The following is a 25142-nucleotide window of genomic DNA, read 5'->3' on the forward strand; positions in this document are numbered from 1 at the left end:
TCTGCCGCTGCCCCGGGCGATGAATACCTTTCCCCGGCGGGTTGCCGTCACTTCGGCCGCCCCAGTCACGCCGATTCACTCATCGTGTTAACGGCAACACGCGCTCGATCAACAATTTGTACTGGGCGTCGACCATTGCCGCGTTGGGATCGTGCCCGGTGCGTGGCACGAGCACGTAGGCCTTCTGCGGCGCACGGATCGCATCGAAATACTGCCTGGTGATCTGCGGCACGGTGTTGAGGTGGAAGGAATACCCAAGCCAAACGTAATCGTCAACACGTACGAAATGTGGTGGCTCTAGTGTTGGAGCCACCGCTCTCTGCGTCACCATTTATGCTGAAAGGTGCTGGGCCAAGTCAATCCTAAGAGCTTGACCTTTCACTCTCCATCATCTTTTCGAAGCCACAAATCCAGAAGACTTGGATTGTCGGAAACGACAACACTTCCGTCCGGCATCAACACGATTCGATTCTCACGCTCAATAGGGGCCGCCCTACTTCTTTCCGCGTTGATCCACGCCATAGTTCTTTGTCGAACCAAGTCGAGCAGAACGGACTCAGGATTTGCGTTGTGCGTAGCACAGAGGTCCTGATACCAAGCATCTTCCAAGCCGACTGCGCCGTGCTCGACGGCTTGCAACAGAATAATTGCCAGAAGCTCGTTGCCTGACTCTGGTGACCAGGCTGCAATTGGCCGATCCTTTGTTAGAGGAACTTGCGCGAATGACTCGACGTCAAAACCAGAAACACGCCGCCCTTCCCTAACATCATCGATATACTTGAACCGAAACAACAAGGACATTCGTTCTTGGGCCAGCGTATCGTCCATTGGAAGCTTCAAGTTAGCTTCCGAAGAGATTTTCGTCCAAACCAATTCCAACAACACTTTCGTCGGGTTGTCCGAACTAGACGCCATGACGTCCCAAGTGTCTGAGAAGTCCGCGTGGCGGTTGAAATATGGAAATCCGTTGAGCTTTACAATGGACGAGGAACCACACATGACAAGTGACGGCAGGGATATAAAACCCCGATTATTCCCACGTGCGCGATCTTCAAACAGTACTCTGTCGACTCCCTTCCGAAGCGCCTCCTCGCTCTTGTAGCCCTCATAGCCAAGAATCACCCGCACAGGAAAGACGTTCTCCATCAAGGTGCAGAAATGGACGAGTTGAAGGGATTCAGGAAGAAGGTGAACATCGGGAAGCAGCGGGTTGTGACCAGTCAATCTTGCGAACGTCTTCCGCGCGAATGAGAGGTTGTTTTCCGAATAACCGCCTGCGTTCTTGCATTCTCGAGCAAGGTCACAAACCTTCCACATCTTAGCTAACGCATCCAGTAGTTCGTCGCCAAGCAGCGTCTTTTTGACCTCAAAGACGACCAACACATCTTCTATTGGCCAAATGTAATTGTCGGTGTAAGGAATTTTCCGCCCTTGCCCGCGAACAAGCATAAGGTCAACCTGGCTACTAAGACCTCCTCCACTCCCCTCGATAAAGCCACTGACAACGCTCAGGCTCAGGAACGGAGGAACCGCGCGCTCCATAATGTCCCTCGTCAAACCTTCGTACATCGCACCAATGGTTGGTCCGTGCGAGATTCCCTGAGCCTTTAGCCGCGCTGCTTCGGCAGCTTGAAGCGCGCGTAAAACGTCGGCAAGTGTAGTGATCATCCCGTCCCTCAAAAGGCACCGACGTCCCCCAGTTTTGAGTAGCTGGACGGTTTGGAGTCCAATCTCCTTCGGATGGGGATTGGACTCCAAATCGCCGTGCTACTCAAAACGGGGGGACGTCGCTGCAATTCGTTCAGAGGCTTCGCGAGCCTTGGCATTCAGGGACCGCCTTGTGTACGAAATGGACAACCCTACACAAGAGCATACACAAAGTGATAAGACTCCCAGAGACCCCGGGAATACTACAGACGCAAAAAACCCCGCAGATGCGGGGTTCAGTGCGTTTCATGAGTCTCGATGAGACTTCCTGAAACTTCGATTGGTGCCAAGGGGAGACCCGCATAAACTCGTTTGCTATTGAATTTTAACACAAAATAAAATTGACAACTGACATTTGTACCCAAATTTATACCTAAAAACCAAGGACTAGCGCGTTAAAAGTGCCAATCGGCGCGCCAACTGCGTTGCCCTAGCTATGTTAGTCCCCCTTCGGGCATCGAACCAAAATCTTCGTTTGCGTCTCCAGGAACACGAGCCTCCGCTAAGGACCTCACATCCATCACCGGCATAACGCGCCCCATGTTTTGCAAGATGGGAATATAACCAAGCCGATCCGCAGCAGCCGGAAGCATGTCGATATTGAAATCTTTGCTATCACGCGTAAATCCCGCAACCGCTCGGTTTACTTCAACAGCGTATATCTCCATTTTCTGAAGCACTCCACCGACCGTCTCCCGAAATTCGTTATTAATCTCATTGATCACCGCCTGCTCCACAGTCTTCCGAGAGGCTAAATGGAGACGAGCTTTTTCTAGATCATTATCCAATCGCTCATTTATATCGCCGCCCGCATTAATCCCGTCGGACTGCTTCCGAATTCGGCCTAAGATGTCCTCAACTTCTTGCTTGAATTTATCGCCATGCCCCGCGTCGCCAATGGAAAAAACACTGTATTCCTGCAACGTATTTTCCACTAAAACCAACCTCGCCGTGCCTCCCTTAATGCGTTCGACTTGAGCACACCAAGGATGGCCGTTCTGTGGCGAGAACCCAAACAGCAAGAACTCTACATGCTGATCCGATCTGCTTGAACTAAACCAGCCGTCGATGACAGCCATCAAGATGTCGACAAGCTTTTTCGGCTCAGGTGTCGGGGCTTGATCATCGATTTCAGGTTCAACGTTACTGTCTGAATCCGGATAGGCGACTAAGGTCCCAACGAAGCGCTTAAACAGCGCGATAATGGACATGGCTTCGAAGCAATACCCCGCAAAACCGATACCTATCTCGGTGGTGTAGTACGGACTGTCCCATCCGCCGACTGCTGGATTGAGGCTGGAAATGGAATAGCAAGCCATCGGAACCTTATAGAGCTTCGTGGTCAGTTCGGTTCGAGGTGTCCATTTACCATCTGCTCCCAAATCCGCTGCCCTCGCATCCGCGAGCGCGGTAATCTTGTTCTGGCCATACGACTTATCGAGCCAGCAGCAAACCAACGTCATGTATCCCCCTATCAAGAGCGAATGGCTCCTGCTTCGTAAGTATTAACTCTCTACATCGGTCCCAGCCCGCCAGCATGAAGACCTTCTGGTCCCGAAAGCATAACCGCTGCTCGTCTCCCCGAGAGAGCGCCCTGCTGCCTCTGTGGGAGCGTTCCGGTATCTTGGCGACACAAGGAACCAATCCAAGGAGCAGACATGAAAGGCAAAGGAAGGATGGCGCCTCCTGGGACCCGCGCGGTGTGCCACCAACCCAAAGGGATTCTGAGGCGGGGAGATAGAGCTGGTCACAGACGGCGGCAGCCCGTCCACAGACCCTAAGGACGGTCTCCGCGCCGTTAGGCAGTCAAAAGCAGACACAAAATGACCGATGGGGAAGCTTCATGCGCGTTGCTGATCTGGATATCCAAAACTTTCGGGGCGTCCGCCAAGGCCACATCCGATTCAAGAAGCATGCCGTTTTGGTCGGCTCCAACAATGCCGGCAAAACAACCATCATTGAAGCGCTGACGCTTTTGCTGGGTCGCGATCGTTTGATTCGCGACCTTACCGAACACGACTTCCACGGCTCCAACCCGCAACCGGCTGATCGCATTCGCCTCGTCGCCACCATCACCGATTTCCCGGGTGATGATCCAGCTCTAAACATCGATTGGTTTAGGGACGGTCGAGCAGTTCCGAAATGGCTGGATGAGGTGACTGGAAAGGTCAATCCAACGCGGGATGAACCCGCTTGGAAACTATGCTGCCAAATTGGATCTCAGGCCTATTTTGATCGCGATACATTGACCGTTGAAACGGTCCGATACTTCCATGACCACGATAATCCGATAGATCCATTTGTCGAAGATTCGCCTGTCGCGGTTCCTTCCAAACTAATTCAAGACTTCGGCTTCTTCCTCGTGCGGGCCAGTCGAACCTGGGATCGAATTCTTTCCTGGGGGAGTGAGTTGTTTCGTCGAACCGTCGAAGCAGCTGCGGCGCAACCCTCCGAAGCCGTGCTCGCCCAGCGCGACCGGCTCCGCAATCCCGAATCCGCAATTGAGAAAGATCCGCAAATTGCACCGCTCATCGCCAGCGTCAATGCGGAGGTCGCGCGGTGCATCCCATCGGCCCCCACGCTTCGTTTGCGAGTGACCAATACGGATAGTCGCTCAGTTCTGGACGCTGTAGCGCCGCACTTTGGGGTTGAGGGTGGAAATGATGTTCCAGTCTCTCGTCAGGGAAACGGCCTAATTTCGCTTCAAGGACTTTTACTCTTACTTGAACTCGGGCGGTTACGATCGCAGGCGGGTGATGGCTTCATCATGGCGCTCGAGGAGCCAGAGCTTCACCTGCCACCTGCTACACAACAGCAATTGGTACTGCGTGTCCAATCCCTCTCCTCGCAGACGTTTACCACTACCCACTCTCCCTTGATTGCGTCGCTGGCGGATCCGACGTCGGTGATGATGGTGCGTAACACCGATGGGCAATTGACCGCCGAGCCCTTTCTGCTGGCTCCTTTACAACACGATGCACCCAATTGGCTGCGGAAATTCTTTCAGCATTCCCGCACTGATGTGTTAGCCGCGCTTATGCATCCCTTCGTACTCATTACCGAAGGTCGCTCGGATTATCACCTGATCAAAGCCATCTTGAAACCGTTGATGCTGACCCAGGGATGGACGGACCTGGCGACCCAGATCTTCGCTCTGGAAGTTGGCGTAGCACCAACGGAAGACGCACAGGTGTTGGAAACGTCGAACCGCCTCCATCGGCTTCATCCCAACGTATGTTGCCTCGTCGATGGCGATGACGCGGGTATCGGATACGCGAAGGCGCTTCATGGTTCCAAAACGCCACCGTCCGCGGTCATTCGATGGACAGATGGCACAACGATTGAAGATGCGGTTTCTTGGATCTTGAATGGGGAGCAAAACACCATCACGGCGTTGCTCGGTGAACTTCCGAACCTTCCTTCAAAGGATCTTGGCGGAATTGTGGCTCGCCTGAAAGATAAGAAGAACGACATTGTGCTCTATGAAGCCATAGCCGATGCTATTGCGAGTAGCGCCGCATGTCGCCAGCGCGCGTCAGACCTATTCGCGGCGCTAGCCAAAGCGTGTTCCAACCAATCTTCCGATCGTTTCAAGCAAGCCGGCGATAAAACGTGGGTTTTTCAGCAGTGAGTAAGGTCGCGTTTTCCGGGGGCGCAGGCTGTGGGAAAACCCACCAGCTCATGCAACGTTTGAGTGAATACTTGGTAGCGACCCCGCTGGCCCCCCACCAGCGAATACTCGCTCTTACCTTCATGCATGGTTCGCGGCGCCGGCTGGATGAACGCCTCATTGGGGTGCTGGGACTACAACGGCGATACGAATGTGCCACCTTAGATAGTCTTGCCTGGCGGATCGTCCGCCGGTGGCAAGCCCTGGTTGCCCATCAAGGCAAGAAGCTTCCGGAAGCGTCGGATTACGAGGCCATCTGCGATACGGCCGCAGAACTGCTCAACCAGTCGCATGTCAGCCAATGGGTCGCCGCCACCTACCCTGCCCTCGTGCTGGACGAGGCCCAGGACCTGACACCGAATCGCCTCGCAGTAATTATCGCACTATGCCAGCACATGCATTTGCTGGCCGCCGCGGACGAGTTTCAATGCCTCAATGAAACCCTCCGCCCGAATCCAGCGTGGGAATGGCTCCGTGCTGAAGCTGAGATCGTCGAACTCGACCAACCCCAACGAACAAAAATTCAGGAATTGCTCAACGCATCGGCAGCCCTGCGCGGGGGGCAAGCTCTCATATCTGACAGGATTTTTAAAGTTCAGCTCACCGCCCAGGCAGCATTGGCAGGGACCTACCTGGCCAATGAACTAGCGTGGAATGGTAAAGGTCAGCGAATAGCCGTTATCACACCAACAATTGGCAAATTCGCAAATGATGTTATTACCTGGGTAGGCAACAACAAAACGAAGCAGGGAAATGGCCCCTACCAAATTCCATGGGAAAAGGCCGAAGACAAGCTGAGTGAGGAGCTTCTAGCCAAGCTTGAATTGCCAGACGTCGCGTCTTCGACTGCAATCATTGCCGCGCTCGAAGCCATCGGCGATATTTTGCTCAAACGAGACATCACCCAGTGGCTAAACCTACAACGCCGCACACTCGGGCGCACCGAATTTCTTCGTCACCAGGTTGTGGAGGCGATCACACTGTCCATCTCACATCGACGGCGGCAGGGTCGCGGTGATCGGACACGGATCAAAGCCATGTCCATTCACGGCGCCAAGAATCGAGAATTCGATCAGGTCATTGTGCTGTGGCCGGCGGCCGTCCGCGGGGATGCGGACCAGCTTCGCCGATTGCTTTACAACGCTGTCACCAGAGCAAAAGCCAAGTGCCTCGTCCTCGTGCAAGCCCAGGCTGCACTGAATCGCCCACCATTCAAATGATCCTGCAGCTCAGGGTTCACTCAAAAACACCGGCATCTCGTGCGGTCTCACACGGAATATGTAATAAACGACGTGCTGTTCCATTGCTTTTTCTAAAACGGCGGAAAAGTCAGCAATGCTTCTGGTGACCTGCTTTTTGACAAGCAGGCTACGCCAATCGGGACGAGCTTCGTTTGACGATTCCCATTGGAGGAGTCGAACTAGCGCCATATGGGCGAACTGCATGCCTTCGTTCTCTGCAACGAAGTGCACCCATATGTCTGGCTCCACATGCTCTTGGCGAGCTTCTAGATCCCAAGCAAAGAACAGAGACTTCACCTCCCCCGTCAAATCTGTCCTCTGGTTGCCGTTGAAGTCAGTAATCTTGACCTCTTCCATCATCATTTCCCAGTTTTCTACGTGTTCTCCATCAACCTCAGATATTGAAAGAAGTTTTTTCTTCCTTATGCGGAAATGGACTCCAGCTCCCTTCCCGATGTTGTATGCGACATCTCCCACCAGGGCACCTAAAAGATTTTGGCGAAGTGCTTCCTGCAAGGAGATATTAAAATTGGTCCGCGCTTTTTTTAGATGTTTTGCCTCGAATAGCGTCCAGACGCCCTGGAACTTCCAGGCAATAAGAAGCGGCATTCCAACGAGAGTTGCATAGTTCGAAAGGCGATCCAGGTAATCTGGACGAAACGAAAGAACTCTCTCATTCTTCGACTTAACTTCAATGAGAACGGGACGGTCGTTGACCTGGGTCGTAAACCTAGCCAAGAGGTCCGGAACCTGAAATATCTGCCTGGATGTTGCGGGCACTTGTTGCTGGTCGAGCTTGTGAAGTAACTGGCACTTACCGAGCCAACTACAAATCACCGAAAATTCGTCCTCAGCTGGCAACCCTCGTTCTAAACGCTTTACGAGCTTAGCAACGGCCTCCGGATCTGCACCCCAGCCAAGCTCGGCAATTGCTTGATGGATGAGGCGCTCACCATCTTCTGGCATAGTCACAATCTTTACAGTGACCATCACTATTTGCGCTCAGATCTCTTTGACTGCTGGGCTTCCTGCTCCCGATGCTTATAGGTCTCAGCAACGAAATCTATAAACGCGACCGCGGAAGCCACTGCCAAACGAGCATGTCGAGGTTGTAGTCCGCGATGCTTGCCGTCTCTTCCGTGTCCGGTGCCATAAAGGCCTCTGAGCTGAGCCAGATGGTTAGTCAACTGGGTAAGGTTCCTCAATATGCTCCGGATGTTTTCCGCCCCTTTTGTTTCATCGGTGACACCTTCCGGAACCAAACGGAGCTCCTTTGAGAGCTTCTTGGTCAAGTCGCCCAAATCGTCGCTCTTCCCTACTTCAATGCCCTTCTTTACCAAAATCGTCTTGCAACATGACTCCACAAGCTCCTTCGCCGTTCCAATAGCCAAGGCAGGGTCCGTTTCAATAGCTCGCTCCAATCGTTCAATTGCTTTCGCCATTGCGCCTGCGTCCAAAGCGTCCGTCACAGTTCGAGCACGGGAAACAACACGCTGCCCAACATTTGACAAGGACCGATAGGCAAAGCGTGGACGACCGGCGATCAGCTCAACTTCCATGATCTCCCAACCAACCGGTCGGAGCTGATCATTAAAATGAGCAACGAGTTTTATGGCTTCATCACGATCGGGGCGAACAACCGGGTGAACGATTTCGCATAGGAACCGCAGGAACAGATCGGCAGGTCCATCTTCCAGCTGAAATCGACGATCGACATACACCCAATCCCGGTCCCAATCATTGTTATTTACGCAGTGTTGCCAGATGTCACCCGCTGCGTCCTTGAATCGATCGTCGGTGGAGGGCAGCTGCTTCAAGTCATAAAGCCGACTCAAAAATTCAACGTCATCGAGCTTTCCATACCACGTAACATTTTCTAATCTAAGCCCGTCAATGACATTGAGCCTAACTTGCTTAGGCAAATTGGATGCCTCGCTCCGCCACTCTTTCCTTAATTCCCTGGCTGGAACGATCTTTGCGGCATACCAATCACCAGTTTCGTCTTCGAGAAGCGTTTTGAGACGAGCTGTAATCTGCGTTTCCAACTGCTCCCGTCGCACAGCTAGGCGAGCATATTCGGTGGCAGGCACTTGAAAACTGACCTGCCACAGATCCGTTCCGCCGTTCCAGTTGTCGTACCCGGTTAGGTCCGCTCTGGCCGGATATGTTCGAACGATATGCGCCGCCTCTTCAACTCCTTCTGCTTGTAGCAGGGCGTGAACCGTTGCCAGCGTTGTTTCGAGTTGTTTGTCGTCCATTGCCTGCTCTGTCGCCCCCAAGCAATTCGAACTCAGATATCCAGCTTCGGCAAAGACCGAACGATCTTCATGGTTTCAAGGCTTACAGTCACCACGCGCAGGAAGAGCTCCAGCGGGTAGCGGGGATTCTTCACTGTCTCGATTGCCCAATCGTTGGCGTCGTTGACGATACCGCTGTCCTTATCTGGCTTCACACACTGGCGATCGATCACCCATTCCAGGGCGGCCCTGCCATTGACGATATAGTCATAGGCCTCCGGAGGAATGTCTTTCACCGTGATCTCGCTGTTGTAAATCATGGTAGACAGGTCTTTTTCTTTTCCAATTTTTGGAACTTTCATCTTTTCGACGCGGTAATCGATGTCTGAAAGCGCCTTCCCACCTGTTTCCAGTTTCGCTGGATAGGGAGCAACTGATTCGTAATTCAAATGAAGCTCAGCCAACTCTCGCCCAGCCTTCGTGAATCCCAAAAAATCAGACAGCGAATTTACGCACGGAATCCGGGGCAGCTCTTTGGAAAGGTTGTCTGCAAAGCGTGCCCGATAATCACCAGAATGAAGCAAACCATAGACATAATAAAAAACGTCTTCTTTCGTGATTTCAGCCGTTGAAAATTGGTCACTGAAGAACTTCAAGCCTTCATCTGTAATCGCATAGCGTCGGGTGCAATCTTCACTACCTTTGCCAGTAAACATACCGACCTGAGCGTTACCATCCCCACTTTCTTCTGTATCGCCATAGAGGTAGAGCGGGAAGCATTGGGTTCCTCCATCACCGGCAAATTTGAGACCAGGGATGACGTCGACCATCGCCACACTGAATGGCACAGTCCCACCGTTCGATGATACGCAAATCACACGATTTTCCGCTCCCGCGAACGGAAATATGCGCGGCATCTGATAGACCATTTCATTGAACCGCCGATTGAAATAAAGCCACTGCTTATTAAATGGCTTACCCGATGCAATCGAAAGCCCATCTGGCTGGAAATCGAACGTTCGCCCCTTTACCAACTCCTGCTTCAATGATCTCGTCCAGCTAATCTTCGAAGCGTCGGTATCGATGAAGTTATCTATCTTCGCCTCCCGTAGCTTTTTATCGAGACCACCAAATGCTGACTGAAACCGTTCGACCTCTTGATTGTAAAAATCAATCATCCGCTCCATGTTGCGCACTAACTCAACCTTCTTGGCGTTGTAACACCAAGCATCTCGATTGGTAACAACGCCTAATGAAAAGTTGTCGAATAGCTTTTTCTCGCCACTCTTCTTGTCGCCCAATGCAATCAAGTGCTCAAACCCATGATCGCGTTGCCGCAACCAATCCCCATGCGAATCAGGAGTGATAAGGCGCCACCCGCCTGTTGATGAGATCCCATCAATGCTTCCAAAAGTGGCTACACGCGAGAGCTTATCTTCTCGACTTAGGTAATCACCAATGTCGTGAAAATTGATCAAGCCCGACTGCTTAGCCTCAGGATTTTTCAAGAGGATGGTTATTGCCACAGGCGCGCGGCTTCCTCCGCCAAAAATTTTTCCACCTTCTCGGCGCGACACGTCCCCGGAAGTGCGCTGATTGCCACGTAAATGAAACACGTAGATATTGGAAAATTCGCTCACCAGACACTTTCGAAGTCCATCACATGTTCCAGAATCGAGAAACCCTGCATTTGTAACAAAGCCGATAACACCGCGATCCCCTATGCGGTTGCTGGCCCATCTGATTGCACGGATGTAACTATCGTACAGCCCCTTTACAAGGGTAGCGCCAGAACGTGCCGCGTAACTTTCCCGAATGCTTTCATCTAGCCTTGGATAAGCCACATTGTCCGCGTTGTCGTTCTCGCTTTTCTGACCAATGGAATATGGCGGGTTTCCGATGATCACCCGTATATCCAGTGTTTTCTGACGCTTACGCCTTGCGCTGTTGTCGACGAGCAGTTGATCAATAAGATCATCTCTCTCGTACATTTGAAAAGTGTCGGTCAGACAAATACCTTCGAAAGACTGATACCCCCTCCCCACCAAACTATGGTAAACCGCCTCAATATTGATAGCTGCGATGTAATACGCCAGCAACACAATCTCATTGGCGTGGATCTCATTCTTGTATTTGTAAGGCAGCTGTTCCGGGGTAATCAATCCACTCTGCAACACCCTGGTAATGAAGGTGCCAGTGCCGGTAAAGGGATCAAGGATGTGGACACCCTTATCGCCCAAGGTTTGCCCAAATTCCCGTTCAAGCAGATGCGCCACGCTGTGGATAATAAAGTCCACCACTTCAATCGGCGTATACACGATGCCAAGACGCTCTGTCATCTTGGGGAAGGCATTGCGGAAGAATTTGTCGTATAGCTCGACCACAATTTTCTGTTTGCCGGCTGCGTTATCAATTCCTTCGGCACGTTGACGCACACTCTCATAAAACCTTTCGAGCGTATCTGCTTCCTTGTCCAGTCGGTGCTCTTGTAAGGCATCCAACACGGCCTGCATGGCTTTGCTCATGGGATTGTTCTGAGCAAAGCTGTAATCGGCAAACAGAGCATCGAATACCGGCTTGGTAATCAGATGTTGGGCCAACATCTCAACGATTTCCGCGTCACTGGTACTGTCGTTCAGATCGTCCCGCAGCTCATTGGCGAATGCATCAAATGCTATTCGCTCCTTCGTATGAGATGGGTCTTCAATGATGGCGTGGATGCGATCAATATGGGTGCGGGCAATCTTGGCAATGTCGTTGGCCCAGTCTTCCCAATGGTGCCGGTTGCCGCACTTCTGGACGACCTTGGCGTAGATGGCCTTTTCAATCTCTCCGATTTCAAAGGAGAGTTCCGCATTACCCTTTTCGCCAATCTGAGGGACCGCCTCGCCGATGCTAAATTGGCTACGCCCTGCTTTCTTGTTGGTCGTGGTGGCCTTTTCGTGTGCCACCTTCCGCTGAACCTTGTCGGTAATCGCAATGACTTCCATTTTCTTGGAGTCCTGCCCGATCAAGTCCAGCTTATTGATCATCGCGTCGAAGCGGTCATCGTGCGAACGCAGTGCTTGCAGCACCTGCCATACCACCGCATAGGTCTTGTTGTCATTGAGGGCATCGTGCGGCTCGACCCCCGCCGGAATAACCACAGGGAGGATGACGTAGCCGCGCTTCTTGCCTGGCGCATTGCGCATCACGCGGCCGACGGACTGAACAACATCCACCTGAGAATTGCGCGGCGTCAAGAACAGGACGGCATCCAGCGCGGGCACGTCCACGCCTTCCGAGAGGCAGCGCACATTGGAGAGCACCCGGCAGGTGCCTTCGGGCACGTCTGCCTTCAACCATTCCAACTTCTCTTCTTTGATGCTGGCATTCATACCGCCATCGACGTGCTCGGCTTCGCAGGTGAGGCGGGAGGCGGGGTCGATCTCTTCGGCCTCCTGATACGCATCCACTACCGCCTTGAACATACCAGCGATGTTTTTGGAACTGACCTTATGGGTTTTCGAACCCTTGGCGATTTCAATGACCTGGCAAAACGCCACCGCGCGCTGCATGGGGTCATGATCACCGACCAGGTCATCGTTCAACCCCTGCTTGGCCAGGGCTTTCCAGCAGCCGATGATTTTGGCGGCATCGTCCACTTTGATCTGATTGTCGTCACCCGCCAGCAGCGATTGCAGCTTGCGATTAACGTGGCTTTCCTCGACGGCCAGCACTAACACCTTGTAGTCCACCAGAAGCTCACGCTTAACCGCTTCGGAGAAGGTGATGAGGTAGAGCTGCTTGCCGTATTGCTCCTCGTTATCCATCGAACAAAGTTCAACGCCATCGCGCTCGGCCGTGGCTTTGGCACTGTCCGCGAAGATGCGGGGCGTTGCCGTCATGTAGAGGCGCTTCGCACCATGTATGAAGTCGGCGTCGTGGATTTTGACGAAGTGGCTTTCGTCATCGTCGGCGAAGGTGTAGCCGGTGGTGCGGTGCGCCTCATCGCAAACAATCACGTCGAAGGCGTCCAAGCCGAAGTTGGTCTGGGCGTCGTGGATGACGTCTATGGAATGGTAGGTGCTGAACACCACACTCATGTGATCGCTGTCGTGGCGTACCTGCATCGCCTGGGCAAGTCGGCGGGCGTCCGTGGTCGCCGGATAACGTAGCTCGTGAACGAAGGTTTGAACCTCATCGTCCTCCTTCCGGCGTTTCTTCTTACCCACGTCACTGTCCGAGCACACCGCAAAGCTGTGCAGTGGCGTTTCGCTTTCCTGCGTCCATTCCGTGAGGGTCTGAGAGAGCAGCGACAGGCTCGGCACCAAGAACAGCACGCGCTTGCCCTTGCCCGCCATGCTTTCGGCAATCTTCAAACTGGTGAAGGTCTTGCCCGTGCCGCACGCCATGATCATCTTTCCGCGGTCGGCCTTTGAAAGCCCATCGAGAACGGCGCGCACGGCGCTGTCCTGATGTTCGCGCAGCTTCTTCTTGGGTTTCAGCTCGACCTTGTGCAGAGCCTTGAACTTAGACCAGTCGATCTGGCTGTTTTCCAGCGCGAACAAATCAATCTTGCTGACCGGCGTTTGCTGATCGATCAGAGCATCTTCGGCATGGTCCGACCACACATTGGTGGTGCTGACGATCACACGATGGACAAAGGGCTTGCGGCCGGACGCCGTAAAGAAGCTGTCGATATCCGCCTTTTGAAGCTTGTAGTCTTCGGCGTAGAGCTTGCACTGGATGGCATGGAACTCTCCCATTCCCCGCGTTTTTGCTACCAGGTCAATGCCGGTGTCGCGGGCGTCCATCCCCTGTTCCCGAGCCCAGTCGGCATACGTCCAGACCTGCTCGTAGAGATCCTGGTAAGTCGCCTCATGCCGCAGGTAGGCGCAGATCAGCTCTTCAAAGTAGGTGCCCTTCTCCCGTTCAGTGAGGGCAGCGTTGCGGTAGGTGTCGAGCAGATCATGCAAGGCGCTCATTGGAACATCTATCCCCATCAATGACTTAGACCGCCTTCATGGCGGCCAATCTGGTTCATTTTGACATGCCGAGCGGGGCCTGGGATCCCACGCAACAACTTTTCCAGCCCCTGGCCGGGACCTCTAGATTTTTGAAAGCACCTTGATATATTCAGCAAGGGCGCGGTCGGCGCCTGCTGCTCACCCTGGCAAACCCTCGCGGGACGACATCCACTCTGACTTCGTCTGATTCCCTTCCTGTGGCGAATCTGGGCAGTGAGCACCTGGCGTTTGCCCGCAGAAGGAGTCAGTCATGCATTTCATTCCGACCTACCCCTCTAAGGTCAAGAACCTCAAGAAGCAAGCCAAGCGCCTCCATCGCGAAGGTGCGGGCTCTCACGTGTCTCTGCTCGATCAGGTTGCTCAGGGTGCGGGCTACGATCACTGGAACCACGTGATCAAGTGTCTCGAGGAGACGGAGCGGACCCAGGCCGCCCGAGGTCTCCTAGCTGAAATAGAGGCCGTCATCAGGGCTGAGCAGGCCGGAGAAGTCCGGATCGTGCGCACGGGCCCTGAGGCGACCCGTAGTCAGCCTTTCGTTCTCTTCTCAACAGGAACAGGCGATGCCTGGCTACTCGAACCGACGCACGATCGGGCGATTTGCCTGGTCTGGCGAGGCGAACGTCAGCAGGCACACATCAAAGATCTACCGACCAAGATTGAAATTCTCTGGGACGGCACCTTTGAGCTGCGCGGCGAATTCTTCATCGTGGAAACCGAGCATCCAGAAATTGGGTCGCGTGCTATCGCAGGCTTTCCACTGGATCGGCTCCGCCCTTACCTAGAGGCATCCAGATCAGTCGAACGCAAGTTTGACGAAGTCTTCGGCCAAGACGACACCGTGCCACTGACCCAAGATGTCATTGCACACCTGACCAAGACCGGCTGGGATGTAAAGCAGCTTACCGCTGCCGCAAGACAGGGGGCTCGCTATTCACCAACGCGAGATTCGGTCTTGTTTCCACCCGTTTTAGAGGCCTAATCGCCGACGATCTGGCACGCGTATCGCCTGGGGATCCTGGCATTCGCCAGGATCCCCTCCATTAGGTCGATCGACGCAACATCCATTCGACCTGCCGTCTCGCCGACGAAATGACATCGTTGAACAGCATGATCTCGGCGTTCGGTTCCATGTATGTACCCGCAGGTAAATCACTGCCCCGCTTCCCGCCAAGCAACAACACCCGAATGGGTTTTCCCGTATTGGAAGCAAGCTGGCTTCGATAGGCCGTGACCTGCTGATAATCTTCGTGTCTCAACGCGTGTCCCGGGCGCTTGAACTCGATGAGCAAGTATTCCCCGTGAAGGTTTTCATTCAAGAGCAGATCGGGCCGCTTGGATGCATTAGAACCGTTGAAGGCCTTGCCGAGATAGTCTTCGATCTGTTTTTTCAGCGTTTGATTGGAGCTGAAAAGCGAATACTGAGCACCGAAAATCCAGAGGTTCAAAGCAATCGCTCGATGCATCTGGCTTTCAAGCGTGTTGCCGTCACTTGCCAAACGTTCGAGCTGATCCAAGTAAAGCGACCGCCCTTCCGCTTGCTGGACCAGATACGACATGTCCGCAAGGCCGAACTGGTCCAACGCATCTGCGATGGCGCCGATGTCACCCCGCGTCGCCTCGGCGATGTGTTCCATGAGCGCCCTGTAGTCCGTGCGTTCGAGTGCTTCGAGCAAGACAAACACCATAGGCTCGACTTTTGACTCAGGTTCGCCGTAATAGCGGTCCAGCACTCGTTTAATGGCTCGCTCTGCGAATTCACGCTTGTATTCAGGAAGTTTCGCCAGGCGCTCCTGAACTGCTTTCTGCAAACGCGCCTGGGCAAGCTGCATGTCTCGGCCGTATTGCTCCTTGAATGCCGCTCGCAGCTTCGCCTGGGCAAAGACTTCAACCGCCCGAGCAAGTTCACTGTTCTCGACAATGCCGTCCCAGCCAGCCGTCACGTGCGGACCCAGGCCATCCGCGTCAATCTCTCCGAAAACCTTATTGAGCAGCTTGCGCGGAAAATCCTCGCTCTGATCCAGGCCAAAGAAGCTCGGCTTCCCGATCGCTTTTCCATCAACACGGAGGGTAATGCCAGGTTGCCGCAGCCCCGTCTTCCCATCACTGATGGCGAAACGAAGGCGAACTTCGCCGACACTCGGAAGCGTCTCAACCTCCTCGTTGTATGACCCTCTCACATCGTCAATGTCGAGTCGTTTCCCATTGACAAAGATGGCGAAGTCATCCTGCCGACCATATTCCTGCAAAAGCACCTGGCGCAGCTTGTCGGGATCAGGATAAGCAAGACCTTGATGTAGTTGAGTCAGAACAATGGTCGTACCATGTTGATCTTCGGAACAGGGCTCGGCTTGGTGATTAATCGGCAACTGCTCAATGTCTTGAACTTGCGCCAAGTCTTCCAATGTCAATCGGAGCCGACTGCATCGACCTCTTGCTCGCGTTTCAAGAGCCATGACAGACGCTGCCATGAGCCCAGCGAACTTGCCAATGCCTTTGCGCCCTTTGATAAGCCGCTTCTTGCCCCCCGTTCGCTCGCCTCTCCGCGAACGTCGGTCGCGCGCAATAAAGAGGTAATGGCGTGAGATCTCCTCCTCAGTCATACCAGTGCCATCATCTACGATCGTCAAAGGCTCGTCCGTCATCGGCGTCGGCAAGTCGATGCGGACTACGTCCGCATCCGCGTCCCACGCGTTGTCCACGAGCTCCTTAATGGCTTTTTCGGTTGACGCATATTCCTGGCTAAGCAGTGTCGCTAGACGCGAGTCAACTTGAAAATGAAGCTTATCCGTCGCCACTCCCCTTCTCCCTCAGCACCTAGACAATATGAATGATGTATCGGCAGGAGAAGCGCCAAATTGATCCCTGAAATGGTGCATTCCCTCATAACCGCCTCTATCCCCACGGAATCATAGACCAACGCGACAGATACCCTACCAGGGTTGGAGCCCCTATCCAGGCGACCAGGATGCCCGAGGGCGCCTCAACGGGATAATCTCGGTCGAGGCATCAGGGTGAAGAGGAGGCGCACACTCGGTAGCCGTCCAGCAATCCTTACGCAATTTCGGACGCTTTGGTGGGTCGATAGATGGTACCGCCAAGCGTGCAGATGATGCAGCCGAGACCACCGTGGTCAACACATCTGGTCGGAAGCCCAGGACGTTGGCCAGGTGTACTGGGATCAGCTCGCCCAAGGTGAGATAGAGCACAGACCAGAAGGTGAGATGGACGGCCAGCAAGGAAAGATATCCTCGCATCCTCTCTGTTTTGACGTGGCACAGGAAAATAAGCTCTTGCTCTTGATCTGAGCAGATTGGTCCCGTTTCCTACTGCTGCGACAATGTTGTGCTCATGCAAAAATGGCGGCCAAACGGCGTATTACATCCCAGCGGCTATAGGTACTGATTGCGCATGTCCATCGATGACACCGAAGAACTTAGCAACCACGAACGCGAGCACGATTGCCAGCCTTTGCAAACTTGGTCCAAACGCTTGTCTATACCCCCTGCATCCCTGCTTCACCATGCATCTCAAGGCCACCTTACGCTGTTCACCATTCCGCAATTTTGTAAAGCCAGCTACTTTTCTATCCACGAAGATCTAATCCGTGAAGGCCAGGAAAATTCGTCACCACTTGGCTCAGGGGAGGCCATCAACCAGTCGATCTACGTCGGCCCGCGGGATGAAATATACGGTCTGATCTTAAGCGCAGAGGACTGCTCGCAGTTGGCGAAGACCGGCAACGCCGACGTAGCAAGCTTTGACGCCGTTTTCCGTAAGCACTTCGGCATGGTTCGTCGGGACGATCCCACACCTGGGCGACTTGGAAATCCGTTACGACCCGAGGGCTGGCGAATTGTGGGTTACAGAGAGGGCGAAGGCGGTGAACCTGCTGATCCATCGCACTCGCTCCTCATCACGGAGCATCTGAACTGGAAGAACGTGTATGCCCGCGACGCTGATATCGCCGCCTTTTTCGATCGGTTGAACTCCTGGCAGTTCATCGAAGAATTCTGCGTGGATGGCGGAATCACCGAGGATGTTCCGGCCTTCATTTCGACGAAGCTCGACAGGATGATCGATGTCAATCGGAATCTTTGGCGCGATCACGCGAAGCTTGATGACAATGAAAAGACGAAGCGACGCCAGTACGTCGAGAAACTGTTGCGGGAAACATTTGAAGAAGTGCAGGACAAGAAAAAAGCGGGCAACCCTAGAACTTTGGCCAAACTCGCCGCCAGCATCTGTGATCGCACTAATGCATCTCTGACCACTGATTGGAAGCACTACGTCACACCGAGACTGTTGACCCTCATCACGACGGCCAAGATTTTCTGGTCCGCGCCGCATGTCAATTTGGAGGATCCGCTGAGCCACCCGGATCGCTCGGACGTCGAAGCCTTTCTGCGTAAAGCCGGATTTCAGGGCAAGGGCGAGGCGAGCGCTGCAACCACCTTGATCCGCCCCGAAGGCGCGGCCAATGCCACAGGCGCGACCAAGCGACCCAAGCACCAGCTACGCCTCAAGGATGGCTCCCTCTGGCAGTTCACGGAATAAATTTCCAAGCATGATGCCAAATCCTTGTCAAGGATTTGGCATTCCAACAGCTCTGCAATAGTCCGTAAGCCTCCGACGATGTCCATGCCGCGACACCTGCGGCCCGCTGCGCCACAAGACGTGACGGTCACATCCAAGGAGCGCTTCATGCACCACGCGACACAGACCAGCCAGCCGACCAGCACCAAGGGGCTCGCCCCCCACATCCAGTGCCCCGGCAAACCCATCGGTGGGATGGACCACCTCTATCTCGCCCCGGCGACTCACCACGGTCAACACACCGACACCCCATCCAGGTACGCCGTCCGCGCTCGTGACGGCATGGCCATGACTGGCGACAAGCGCAGCCATTGGTACGACCGTCAGAATGAGAAGTCGGCTGCCTACGATCCGACCTTCCCCCGTTCGTTCAAGCTCGGCGACTCCCCGCGCTCCCCGACCGTCTGGTGGGTGCACGAGATCCTGGCCTGGCTCGAAGCTCGTGCCGCCAAGTCCCGCCTGCACTGACGACAAGGGGAAAACCATGCACACCACTGAAACCATCAGTGCGGTCACGGGCAAGACCAAAAACACCCCGCTGGCCAAATTCAAGCGCGGCATGGAGGTCGCGCTTGTCAACGCAGGTCAGTCGATCGAATCGAAGTTCGCCGAGGCCTACGACGACGTCGAATTGGCTCTGGTCAATGAGATCCCTCAGAAGACCATCATCGAAAACCTCAACAACGCTTACGACCTGCGACTCCACCCCAAGCGCTTCCGCGAACTGCTGCACTCGGAGCGCAATCGTCGCCATGAAGCGGGTGATACGGCAACGTGCAAGACGTGCGGCCAGCCGTTGCATGTGAAAGCGCCGCACATCCCGATGGAATCGTCGAAGGCAACTCACACTGCAGATAGCGCCGCCCAGGAGGGCCTGGCATGAAATTCCTTACTCAACCCTATCCCCTGAACTCCTTGCCCGACTTCATGCATCAGTCCGCATGGGAAGTGCACCACTTCATGCAGTGCAGTCATGCGCAAGTAGGCATGGCGTTCGTGGCCGGCATGGTTATCACCTGCCAAGGCCTGGTGGATTTCAAAAGTCCGCTGACCGGCAAGCCGCGTTCCATCGGCATCAACCAGATGATCGTTTCGGAGTCTGGGGATCGCACCACCACGTCTGATGCGTTTGTGCTGGCACCGATCTTCCAACACGACGCTCAGGCGGTGGCGATGCATGAGGAAAAGCTCAAGGCCTATCGTGCAAACCGCACCATATGGATGAATATGAGCAAGAGCCTGAGTCGCCGCTTGGTCAAGCTCAAAACCGATGGTAAAGACACCACGATGCTGGAAGCACAGATCGCCGAACACCAGAGGCAGGAGCCGATCGCGCCACGGTTGCGCCGCCTCATCCGCCAGGACATCACCGCACGATCCAGCATGGATGCCTTGGCAGGTCATAATGAAACACTGTCCTTCGTCACTGACGAAGGGCAGACCCTCTTCGGCAGTGACATCATGCGCCATGTCGGCAAGCTCAACAGCTTCTGGGACGGCACCTCGCCGTTGAGCCTTGATCGCGCCAACGGCGAAACCATCATCGCGCGCGATGCTCGTGTCTCCATGTATTTCAAAGCGCACGAACCCGTTCTCAAGCGCTATATCCAGAAGTACGGCGAAATCGCACGCGGCGCAGGCTTGTGGGCTCGCTTTCTCGTCGCGAAACCCGAGTCACTCAAGGGTCAGCGCGTCGTCATGGGCCAAGAATTCAAGTCGGAAACGCTTCCCGACATTCATGCCCGCATGATGGAGCTGATGGCCATTTACGATGAAAAAATTCTGTCAGGCCCCTTTGAGCGTGATGTCGTCGAACTTTCCGATGACGCTAAAGATCTGTGGTTCCACTTTGCGAAGCAGGTGGAGCATGACCAAAAGCCTGGCTCATGGCTCCACGATGTCAGTGACCATGCATCGAAATTCATGGAAAACGTCGGTCGCCTCGCCGCCACCTTCCACTACTTCAGTGGGGCGGCAGGCAAGATCTCAGCCGTCACTCTGCGCAAAGCCCAGGAGATTGTCTATTGGCATATGTATGAGTACGTCAGGCTCTTTTCGACCTACGGGGCGCTGAGTCCAGCCCATGCGGCGGCCGGCGAACTGATTGACCATCTCCTGGAGCATTTCTGGGAGGGGCCGGGCAAAGGCACCAAAGTGCCGCGCTCGAAAATCCTCACGTCGGGCCCCGAACCCGTCCGCAACGCCGCTGGCCTGAATGCGGCACTTCACCTCCTGCAAGTCGACAACATCGTCAGCGTGTTCAAGAACCCCGAAGAAAACCAGAAGGAATACATCTTCTTGCAGGACTGGTATTTCAGTGCACGCGCCATGCGAACAGTCTGATGCGCTGCACGCCGACCCCGAAAGGGGTCGGTAGTTTTTTATGCTCGTTAAAGCCAGCGACAAAAGATGGGACCGCCCCGGCGTGAGCGAAGATCAGCCCGCACGCTCATCGAGCAACGTGGCGGCCGCGGCCGTCGCCGCACCACCCGCCACAGCCCCCACGCTCGTCACCACCGCCGTGCCACCAGCCATGCCCGCACCACCGGCCGCCAAAGCACCGCCACCCAAAGCAGCCAATGAAGCACTTTCGAGTGCCGCACCGGACAAACTGGCAATGGTCGAACCCAACAGGCCAGCACCGCCAGCGGTGGAGGCGATAACGCCTGCGCCCGCCAAGCACGCACCACCAGTGACCACCGTTCCCGCCACGATCGCGGCGGTTTTTCCCGGGTTCTCGCGCACAACCTCGACGCCATTGATGATCGCATCACCGCCGACCTCGATGGCCTTGGCGATGGCCTCACCAGTTCCTTCGATCGCTTCGCAAATGAAATCCGTGATCTTGCCCATAACGCCCCCTGAGGTAGATGGTGACCAGAGCATACCCAAGCAGACGCCACGAGAAGTACCCACCGTCAGGAAGCATGAAGGTCATGGACGTGGAGCAAACGCAAAATGACCGGAACAAGCAAGTGGATGGATGCGCGAGGAACGTGGAAGTAATACATCGTGTACGAAGGCCACTAGCGAGCACCGTACAGGTTACCGATTGGTGCCTGCCGCATCCCTTGTTCGTCCAGATTTGAACAATGCCCTCCCCCTATAGCCCGCAATTTTGCTAATCATTAGCAAAATTGCGGGGGCCTATGAATAGCCCAGCTACGCATCAGGCCGTTTCGGCATGGGTAGCACCAGAACGACCTAGCTGGCCACAAGCCGTGCGTTCCTCATTCACCCCTTCGCTATCCACGCCGTGTACCACGTGTGATCACGCCGCAGCACTTGCTCGTCTCTTGCGCGCACCATAACGCGCAAACACCTCGTTTCGATTGACTTGAAGTGCAGGCCTCCGCGAGGCTCGCCTGCACCGGATACTGCGTCGCTGTAACTGCTCGAAGTCCGCTGGGTACTGGCTTCGTGTCCCGCCCAACACACGCTTGACCTCGTCCATGCCATTACTAAGCAAGCGCGGCGCGCCGCGCTTGCTATCGGTCGTCGGCATCAGGCTGCGTATGAAGTTCTTGCCCTTGCCATCTTCCACCATCAAGGGCGAGTCCTGTTTGCTCATGTACCACAACGCCACACGCAGACCCATCAGCTTTTCCGTGTCGTTGACATGCACCATCCCCAACCCGTTGAAGCGATAGCGATGTCGATTCGCGTAGCAGTTGAAATAACTGCCTTTGCCAGCGCCCATACGCGCCACCCAGGCTTCCCCCATCTTCTCCGTCAGGTGGCATGCGCTCTGGCGCTCATGCCCATTTAGGAACACCATCAGGTGGTAGTGCATGCCCCGGCAAATCCCGCTTTCACGCTTGACGATGCAGGCGAGAAAATCAGGCACCATCCTCCCCTCGCGCAACTCGCGCAGGTATTGCTTCACAGCTTTGTCGGCCTCCTCGGTATAGCCCCAGTCCTTGGCGTCCTTCCGGAAGTACAGATCGATACGCAGCACCAGGAGGCGTGAGTGACGCTTGAACAATTCAGTGACCAAGTCACAGCTACTTCGAAAGTTGCCCTTCGCCTTGCGATTGAACTTGCGCAGCATGCTCTTGAAAGCCTTCTGACCGCACACACGACGGACATGCCCCGCAAATTGGAACAGCGCCTCGATAGCATCCTTTTCTTCTCTGTGTTCAACCCCGATGGACTCTGGATCCCACCAGTCACAGATCGGATTCCACCATCGCGTGACCGCCTCCCACATGACCGCGACAACCGGATGGAATGAATGGTGCGCATAGGCATGCTGCCAGTCCCGCCCCTCTTCTTCTCGAAACGCGAAAATCTTGCAGGCCGTTTGAATGGCTTGCCCTACCCGGGTTAGCCGGTACACCGTCCCGATGTGCTTCCGTTGATGTCGAAGGAGCACCTGCCTTACAGGCATCATGTCACTCGCCATGACGGTCTTGTGCAAGTCCTTCAAGATGGGCATGTAATCGAGCAGAAGCTGGTCACTAGTGTCAGCGACCGGCACCAATCCATCCGATGTCTCGATGTACACCCTTCGCTCAGCGAAGTGCTCATGGAATGATTCGCGACGAGCGATGTCCGCGATGGTCTGCCCCATGTAGCTGCGATCTTCTTCGTCGATCGCGCGAGATGTGTCGATCAGTGATGTCGTCATGGCGATGATTCTTTGTTGCCCAGATCATGGCCCGACCATGTAATTTATCGATGGGTAGAGATAGGGATAGAGATAGGGATAATTACTGCCCCTATAAAAGCATTGGATAAATAACCGGAATTCGATGCAGCGTAATTACTCAGCGCCGCCGAGCACTGGCATGTCCTTGCATCCACAGATGCTCGACATATACACCATCGTTCGATGTGTTGAGATAGCGTCACAACCACTGCATAGCAGTGACAAAAAGAAAGCGGACATTGACGAGGGGGAGCCCATGGCTCCCCCTGGCTCTATTCCACATCGATGGACTGGCGCTCAAAGCTGTTAGGCCGTCCTCTGCTCTAGCAATTGTGCAACTTTGACAGCCAGCTTGCAGCGCAGATTGATGCCGGATTCCGTTGGTTCCTTCTCACCTTCCGGATAGAACTCCTCGACCACCGCCCGCTCGTCGTCGTCCAGTTCCTCAAACGCACCGTTGACATACCTCCCCTCAGGCAACCAGCTTCATGGCTTCGTCCCATGCACGCTGCTTGATCTGCGCGCCCTGGCCGAACCATGCGGCATCACGGCGGTGATCTTGGCTGCGTGCGCGCCGGTGGTGATCCACGAACTCAGTCACGCTGTTGAGGAACCCCCAGACCGTCCCGCGACTGGAAGTCATCAACGCACCCTGACCACCACCTTCGTACAGCGCTCGCACGGTGGCGACGGCTTGTTCGTTGACCACCGCGGCCTTGGTGCCCTGGCCTTGATAGGTCAGGATGCGGCGTAATAGACCATCCGCGGAATCCGGATCGACCGGGCGATCCACCAGCGCCTTCATACGCGCGACAAAGCTATCCCACGACGATACGGTGACGCCGAGCTGGCGTTTGACCGCATCCGGGTCGAACGCACTTCGGTGCGGTACTTTGATGACCCCATTGGTCTGCCCCAAAGCGATCTGCAACGTGTTATTGCAGACCACGCGGACGCTGGTGAATTGCGCCGTGGTCGCCAGCGTGCCATCGCAGGCGGTTGCTAGTAGAAGGTAGCCATCGACTTTGTCCCGCCCCTTTAGCATGGCGCTCTGGCCAGTACGCGCCAGCGCCCAGAACTTTCGCCCTTCACGCAACACGCCCGCCGTTTCCAATTCAAAGCCGTTGCAGGCAGTCAGGTCACGGTAGAACTCCAGGATCTCACCCGGCTGGACCACCTGGAACCGCTTGCTCACCACTGCAAGCGGAGCCTTGGTGTCAGAGCGGTACAACACCTTTTGCTCTGGGAAGGCGCTGATAACGCCGACGTTGTTTTTGCCACTGATGTAGCGGACTTCGGACTCCTCAATCTCCCAGTCCATACCAGCGTTGACCTTCCAGACGTCAATCGGTTGTTGGGCTTCGAGTCTCTTTCCCAGACCATGCCACGGCTTCTCGCCGGCATAGGCCATCGTTTCGACCAGGTGCATGTTTGTTTCCTCATGTGTAGACGGCATAAAGGCCAAGCATCCGGTTAAGACCGGACGCTTGGTCTATGCATGGATTGTTGGGATTACGGACGAATCGCCATGTCAGGCAGGCTTGCTGCCAAAGGTGTATCCACAATCTGCGCAGCGGTATTTATCGAGCACGTTGTCGTCCACAACCTCACCGAAGGCAGCCCCTGCCGCACATCCGGTTGCACCACCGATGAGCATGGCCAACACGCCGCCGGTGAGCGCACCAACCGCCGATCCGACTGGTCCCGCCAAAGCACCAGCGACAGCCCCTACTTCCGCACCCGACAGCACCAGTGCAACACCACTGGTGGCACCCGCCACCACGCCGATGGTCCCACCGACTTTCTTTCCGTACTGACGGGTTTCAATGCGTATCGAACGGCAGACAAGGCAAGCAGGAGCTCCTTGAATCAGTCCAGAAGACTGCGCGGGTTCATCCAGCGTGTACGGGATCATTGAAGTTTGATCTTGCATCACCATCGCTCCGTTACAAAGGAACATCCATGAATCGATTTGCATGGATGAAGCAGCGGAGGTATCCCTGCTCGCATATGTGATATGTGGCTTAGGATTTG

18 protein-coding genes are annotated in these 25142 nt (G+C 54.9%); 7 read left to right on the plus strand and 11 right to left on the minus strand.

Annotated features, from left to right (window positions below; translation table 11 throughout):
* Positions 1-79: 79 nt before the first annotated feature.
* From ISP25_RS04870 to ISP25_RS04880, 3 genes are all read right to left on the minus strand, one after another.
* A complete protein-coding gene (locus tag ISP25_RS04870) occupies positions 80-313 on the minus strand; it encodes a hypothetical protein (RefSeq protein ID WP_404612122.1) in 234 nt (77 codons plus the stop codon).
* A gap of 65 nt (positions 314-378) precedes the next feature.
* The gene (locus ISP25_RS04875) at positions 379-1668 is read right to left on the minus strand and encodes a DUF6602 domain-containing protein (RefSeq protein ID WP_404612124.1); all 1290 of its coding nucleotides are present in this window, start codon (positions 1666-1668) and stop codon (positions 379-381) included.
* Positions 1669-2141: 473 nt separating this feature from the next.
* A complete protein-coding gene (locus tag ISP25_RS04880; protein WP_404612126.1) occupies positions 2142-3170 on the minus strand; it encodes a hypothetical protein in 1029 nt (342 codons plus the stop codon).
* 380 nt (positions 3171-3550) lie between these two features.
* On the opposite strand from ISP25_RS04880, the gene ISP25_RS04885 reads away from it, so the two are divergent.
* Together ISP25_RS04885 and ISP25_RS04890 are read left to right on the plus strand one after the other, a co-directional pair.
* A complete protein-coding gene (locus ISP25_RS04885; protein ID WP_404612128.1) occupies positions 3551-5338 on the plus strand; it encodes an ATP-dependent nuclease in 1788 nt (595 codons plus the stop codon).
* Positions 5335-6597, plus strand: a complete 1263-nt coding sequence (locus tag ISP25_RS04890; RefSeq protein ID WP_404616271.1) for a UvrD-helicase domain-containing protein — start codon at positions 5335-5337, stop codon at positions 6595-6597. Before ISP25_RS04885 ends, ISP25_RS04890 begins: the two co-directional genes overlap by 4 nt.
* Positions 6598-6606: 9 nt before the next feature.
* On the opposite strand, the gene ISP25_RS04895 is transcribed toward ISP25_RS04890, so the two are convergent.
* The 3 genes from ISP25_RS04895 to ISP25_RS04905 are packed head-to-tail and all read right to left on the minus strand — an operon-like array spanning position 6607 to position 13822.
* Positions 6607-7608 (minus strand): hypothetical protein, encoded by a 1002-nt coding sequence (locus tag ISP25_RS04895; protein WP_404612130.1) that lies wholly within the window; start codon positions 7606-7608, stop codon positions 6607-6609.
* Positions 7609-7610: 2 nt separating this feature from the next.
* On the minus strand, positions 7611-8876 hold the full coding sequence (locus ISP25_RS04900; RefSeq protein ID WP_404612132.1) for an abortive infection family protein: 1266 nt from the start codon (positions 8874-8876) through the stop codon (positions 7611-7613).
* 32 nt (positions 8877-8908) lie between these two features.
* On the minus strand, positions 8909-13822 hold the full coding sequence (locus ISP25_RS04905; RefSeq protein ID WP_404612134.1) for a DEAD/DEAH box helicase: 4914 nt from the start codon (positions 13820-13822) through the stop codon (positions 8909-8911).
* Positions 13823-14114: 292 nt separating this feature from the next.
* Here ISP25_RS04905 and ISP25_RS04910 point away from each other — a divergent pair, with 292 nt between their 5' ends.
* A complete protein-coding gene (locus ISP25_RS04910; RefSeq protein WP_404612136.1) occupies positions 14115-14843 on the plus strand; it encodes a hypothetical protein in 729 nt (242 codons plus the stop codon).
* A 61-nt stretch (positions 14844-14904) separates the two neighbouring features.
* On the opposite strand, the gene ISP25_RS04915 is transcribed toward ISP25_RS04910, so the two are convergent.
* The gene (locus tag ISP25_RS04915; protein WP_404612138.1) at positions 14905-16659 is read right to left on the minus strand and encodes an ATP-binding protein; all 1755 of its coding nucleotides are present in this window, start codon (positions 16657-16659) and stop codon (positions 14905-14907) included.
* A gap of 613 nt (positions 16660-17272) precedes the next feature.
* Here ISP25_RS04915 and ISP25_RS04920 point away from each other — a divergent pair.
* The 4 genes from ISP25_RS04920 to ISP25_RS04935 all read left to right on the plus strand — a co-directional run bounded on the left by ISP25_RS04920 (position 17273) and on the right by ISP25_RS04935 (position 20800).
* Positions 17273-18418, plus strand: coding sequence for a hypothetical protein (locus ISP25_RS04920; protein ID WP_404612140.1), 1146 nt, complete (start codon positions 17273-17275; stop codon positions 18416-18418).
* A gap of 147 nt (positions 18419-18565) precedes the next feature.
* Positions 18566-18925 carry a helix-turn-helix transcriptional regulator gene (locus tag ISP25_RS04925; RefSeq protein WP_404612142.1) on the plus strand — a complete coding sequence of 120 codons (360 nt, stop codon included), beginning with the start codon at positions 18566-18568 and terminating at the stop codon, positions 18923-18925.
* Positions 18926-18941: 16 nt separating this feature from the next.
* The gene (locus ISP25_RS04930) at positions 18942-19340 is read left to right on the plus strand and encodes a hypothetical protein (protein ID WP_404612143.1); all 399 of its coding nucleotides are present in this window, start codon (positions 18942-18944) and stop codon (positions 19338-19340) included.
* Positions 19337-20800 (plus strand): YfjI family protein, encoded by a 1464-nt coding sequence (locus ISP25_RS04935; protein ID WP_404612144.1) that lies wholly within the window; start codon positions 19337-19339, stop codon positions 20798-20800. The genes ISP25_RS04930 and ISP25_RS04935 overlap by 4 nt, the downstream gene beginning before the upstream one ends.
* Before the next feature lie 93 nt (positions 20801-20893).
* Here ISP25_RS04935 and ISP25_RS04940 read toward each other — a convergent pair whose 3' ends face one another.
* From ISP25_RS04940 to ISP25_RS04955, 4 genes are all read right to left on the minus strand, one after another.
* On the minus strand, positions 20894-21310 hold the full coding sequence (locus ISP25_RS04940; protein ID WP_404612145.1) for a hypothetical protein: 417 nt from the start codon (positions 21308-21310) through the stop codon (positions 20894-20896).
* A gap of 418 nt (positions 21311-21728) precedes the next feature.
* Complete coding sequence (locus ISP25_RS04945) at positions 21729-23087, minus strand: YagK/YfjJ domain-containing protein (RefSeq protein WP_404612146.1); 1359 nt, start codon at positions 23085-23087, stop codon at positions 21729-21731.
* A 493-nt stretch (positions 23088-23580) separates the two neighbouring features.
* Positions 23581-24537, minus strand: coding sequence for a DUF932 domain-containing protein (locus tag ISP25_RS04950; RefSeq protein WP_404612147.1), 957 nt, complete (start codon positions 24535-24537; stop codon positions 23581-23583).
* 102 nt (positions 24538-24639) lie between these two features.
* On the minus strand, positions 24640-25086 hold the full coding sequence (locus ISP25_RS04955) for a hypothetical protein (RefSeq protein ID WP_404612148.1): 447 nt from the start codon (positions 25084-25086) through the stop codon (positions 24640-24642).
* Positions 25087-25142: the final 56 nt, after the last annotated feature.

The organism is Rhodanobacter hydrolyticus, assembly GCF_044904645.1.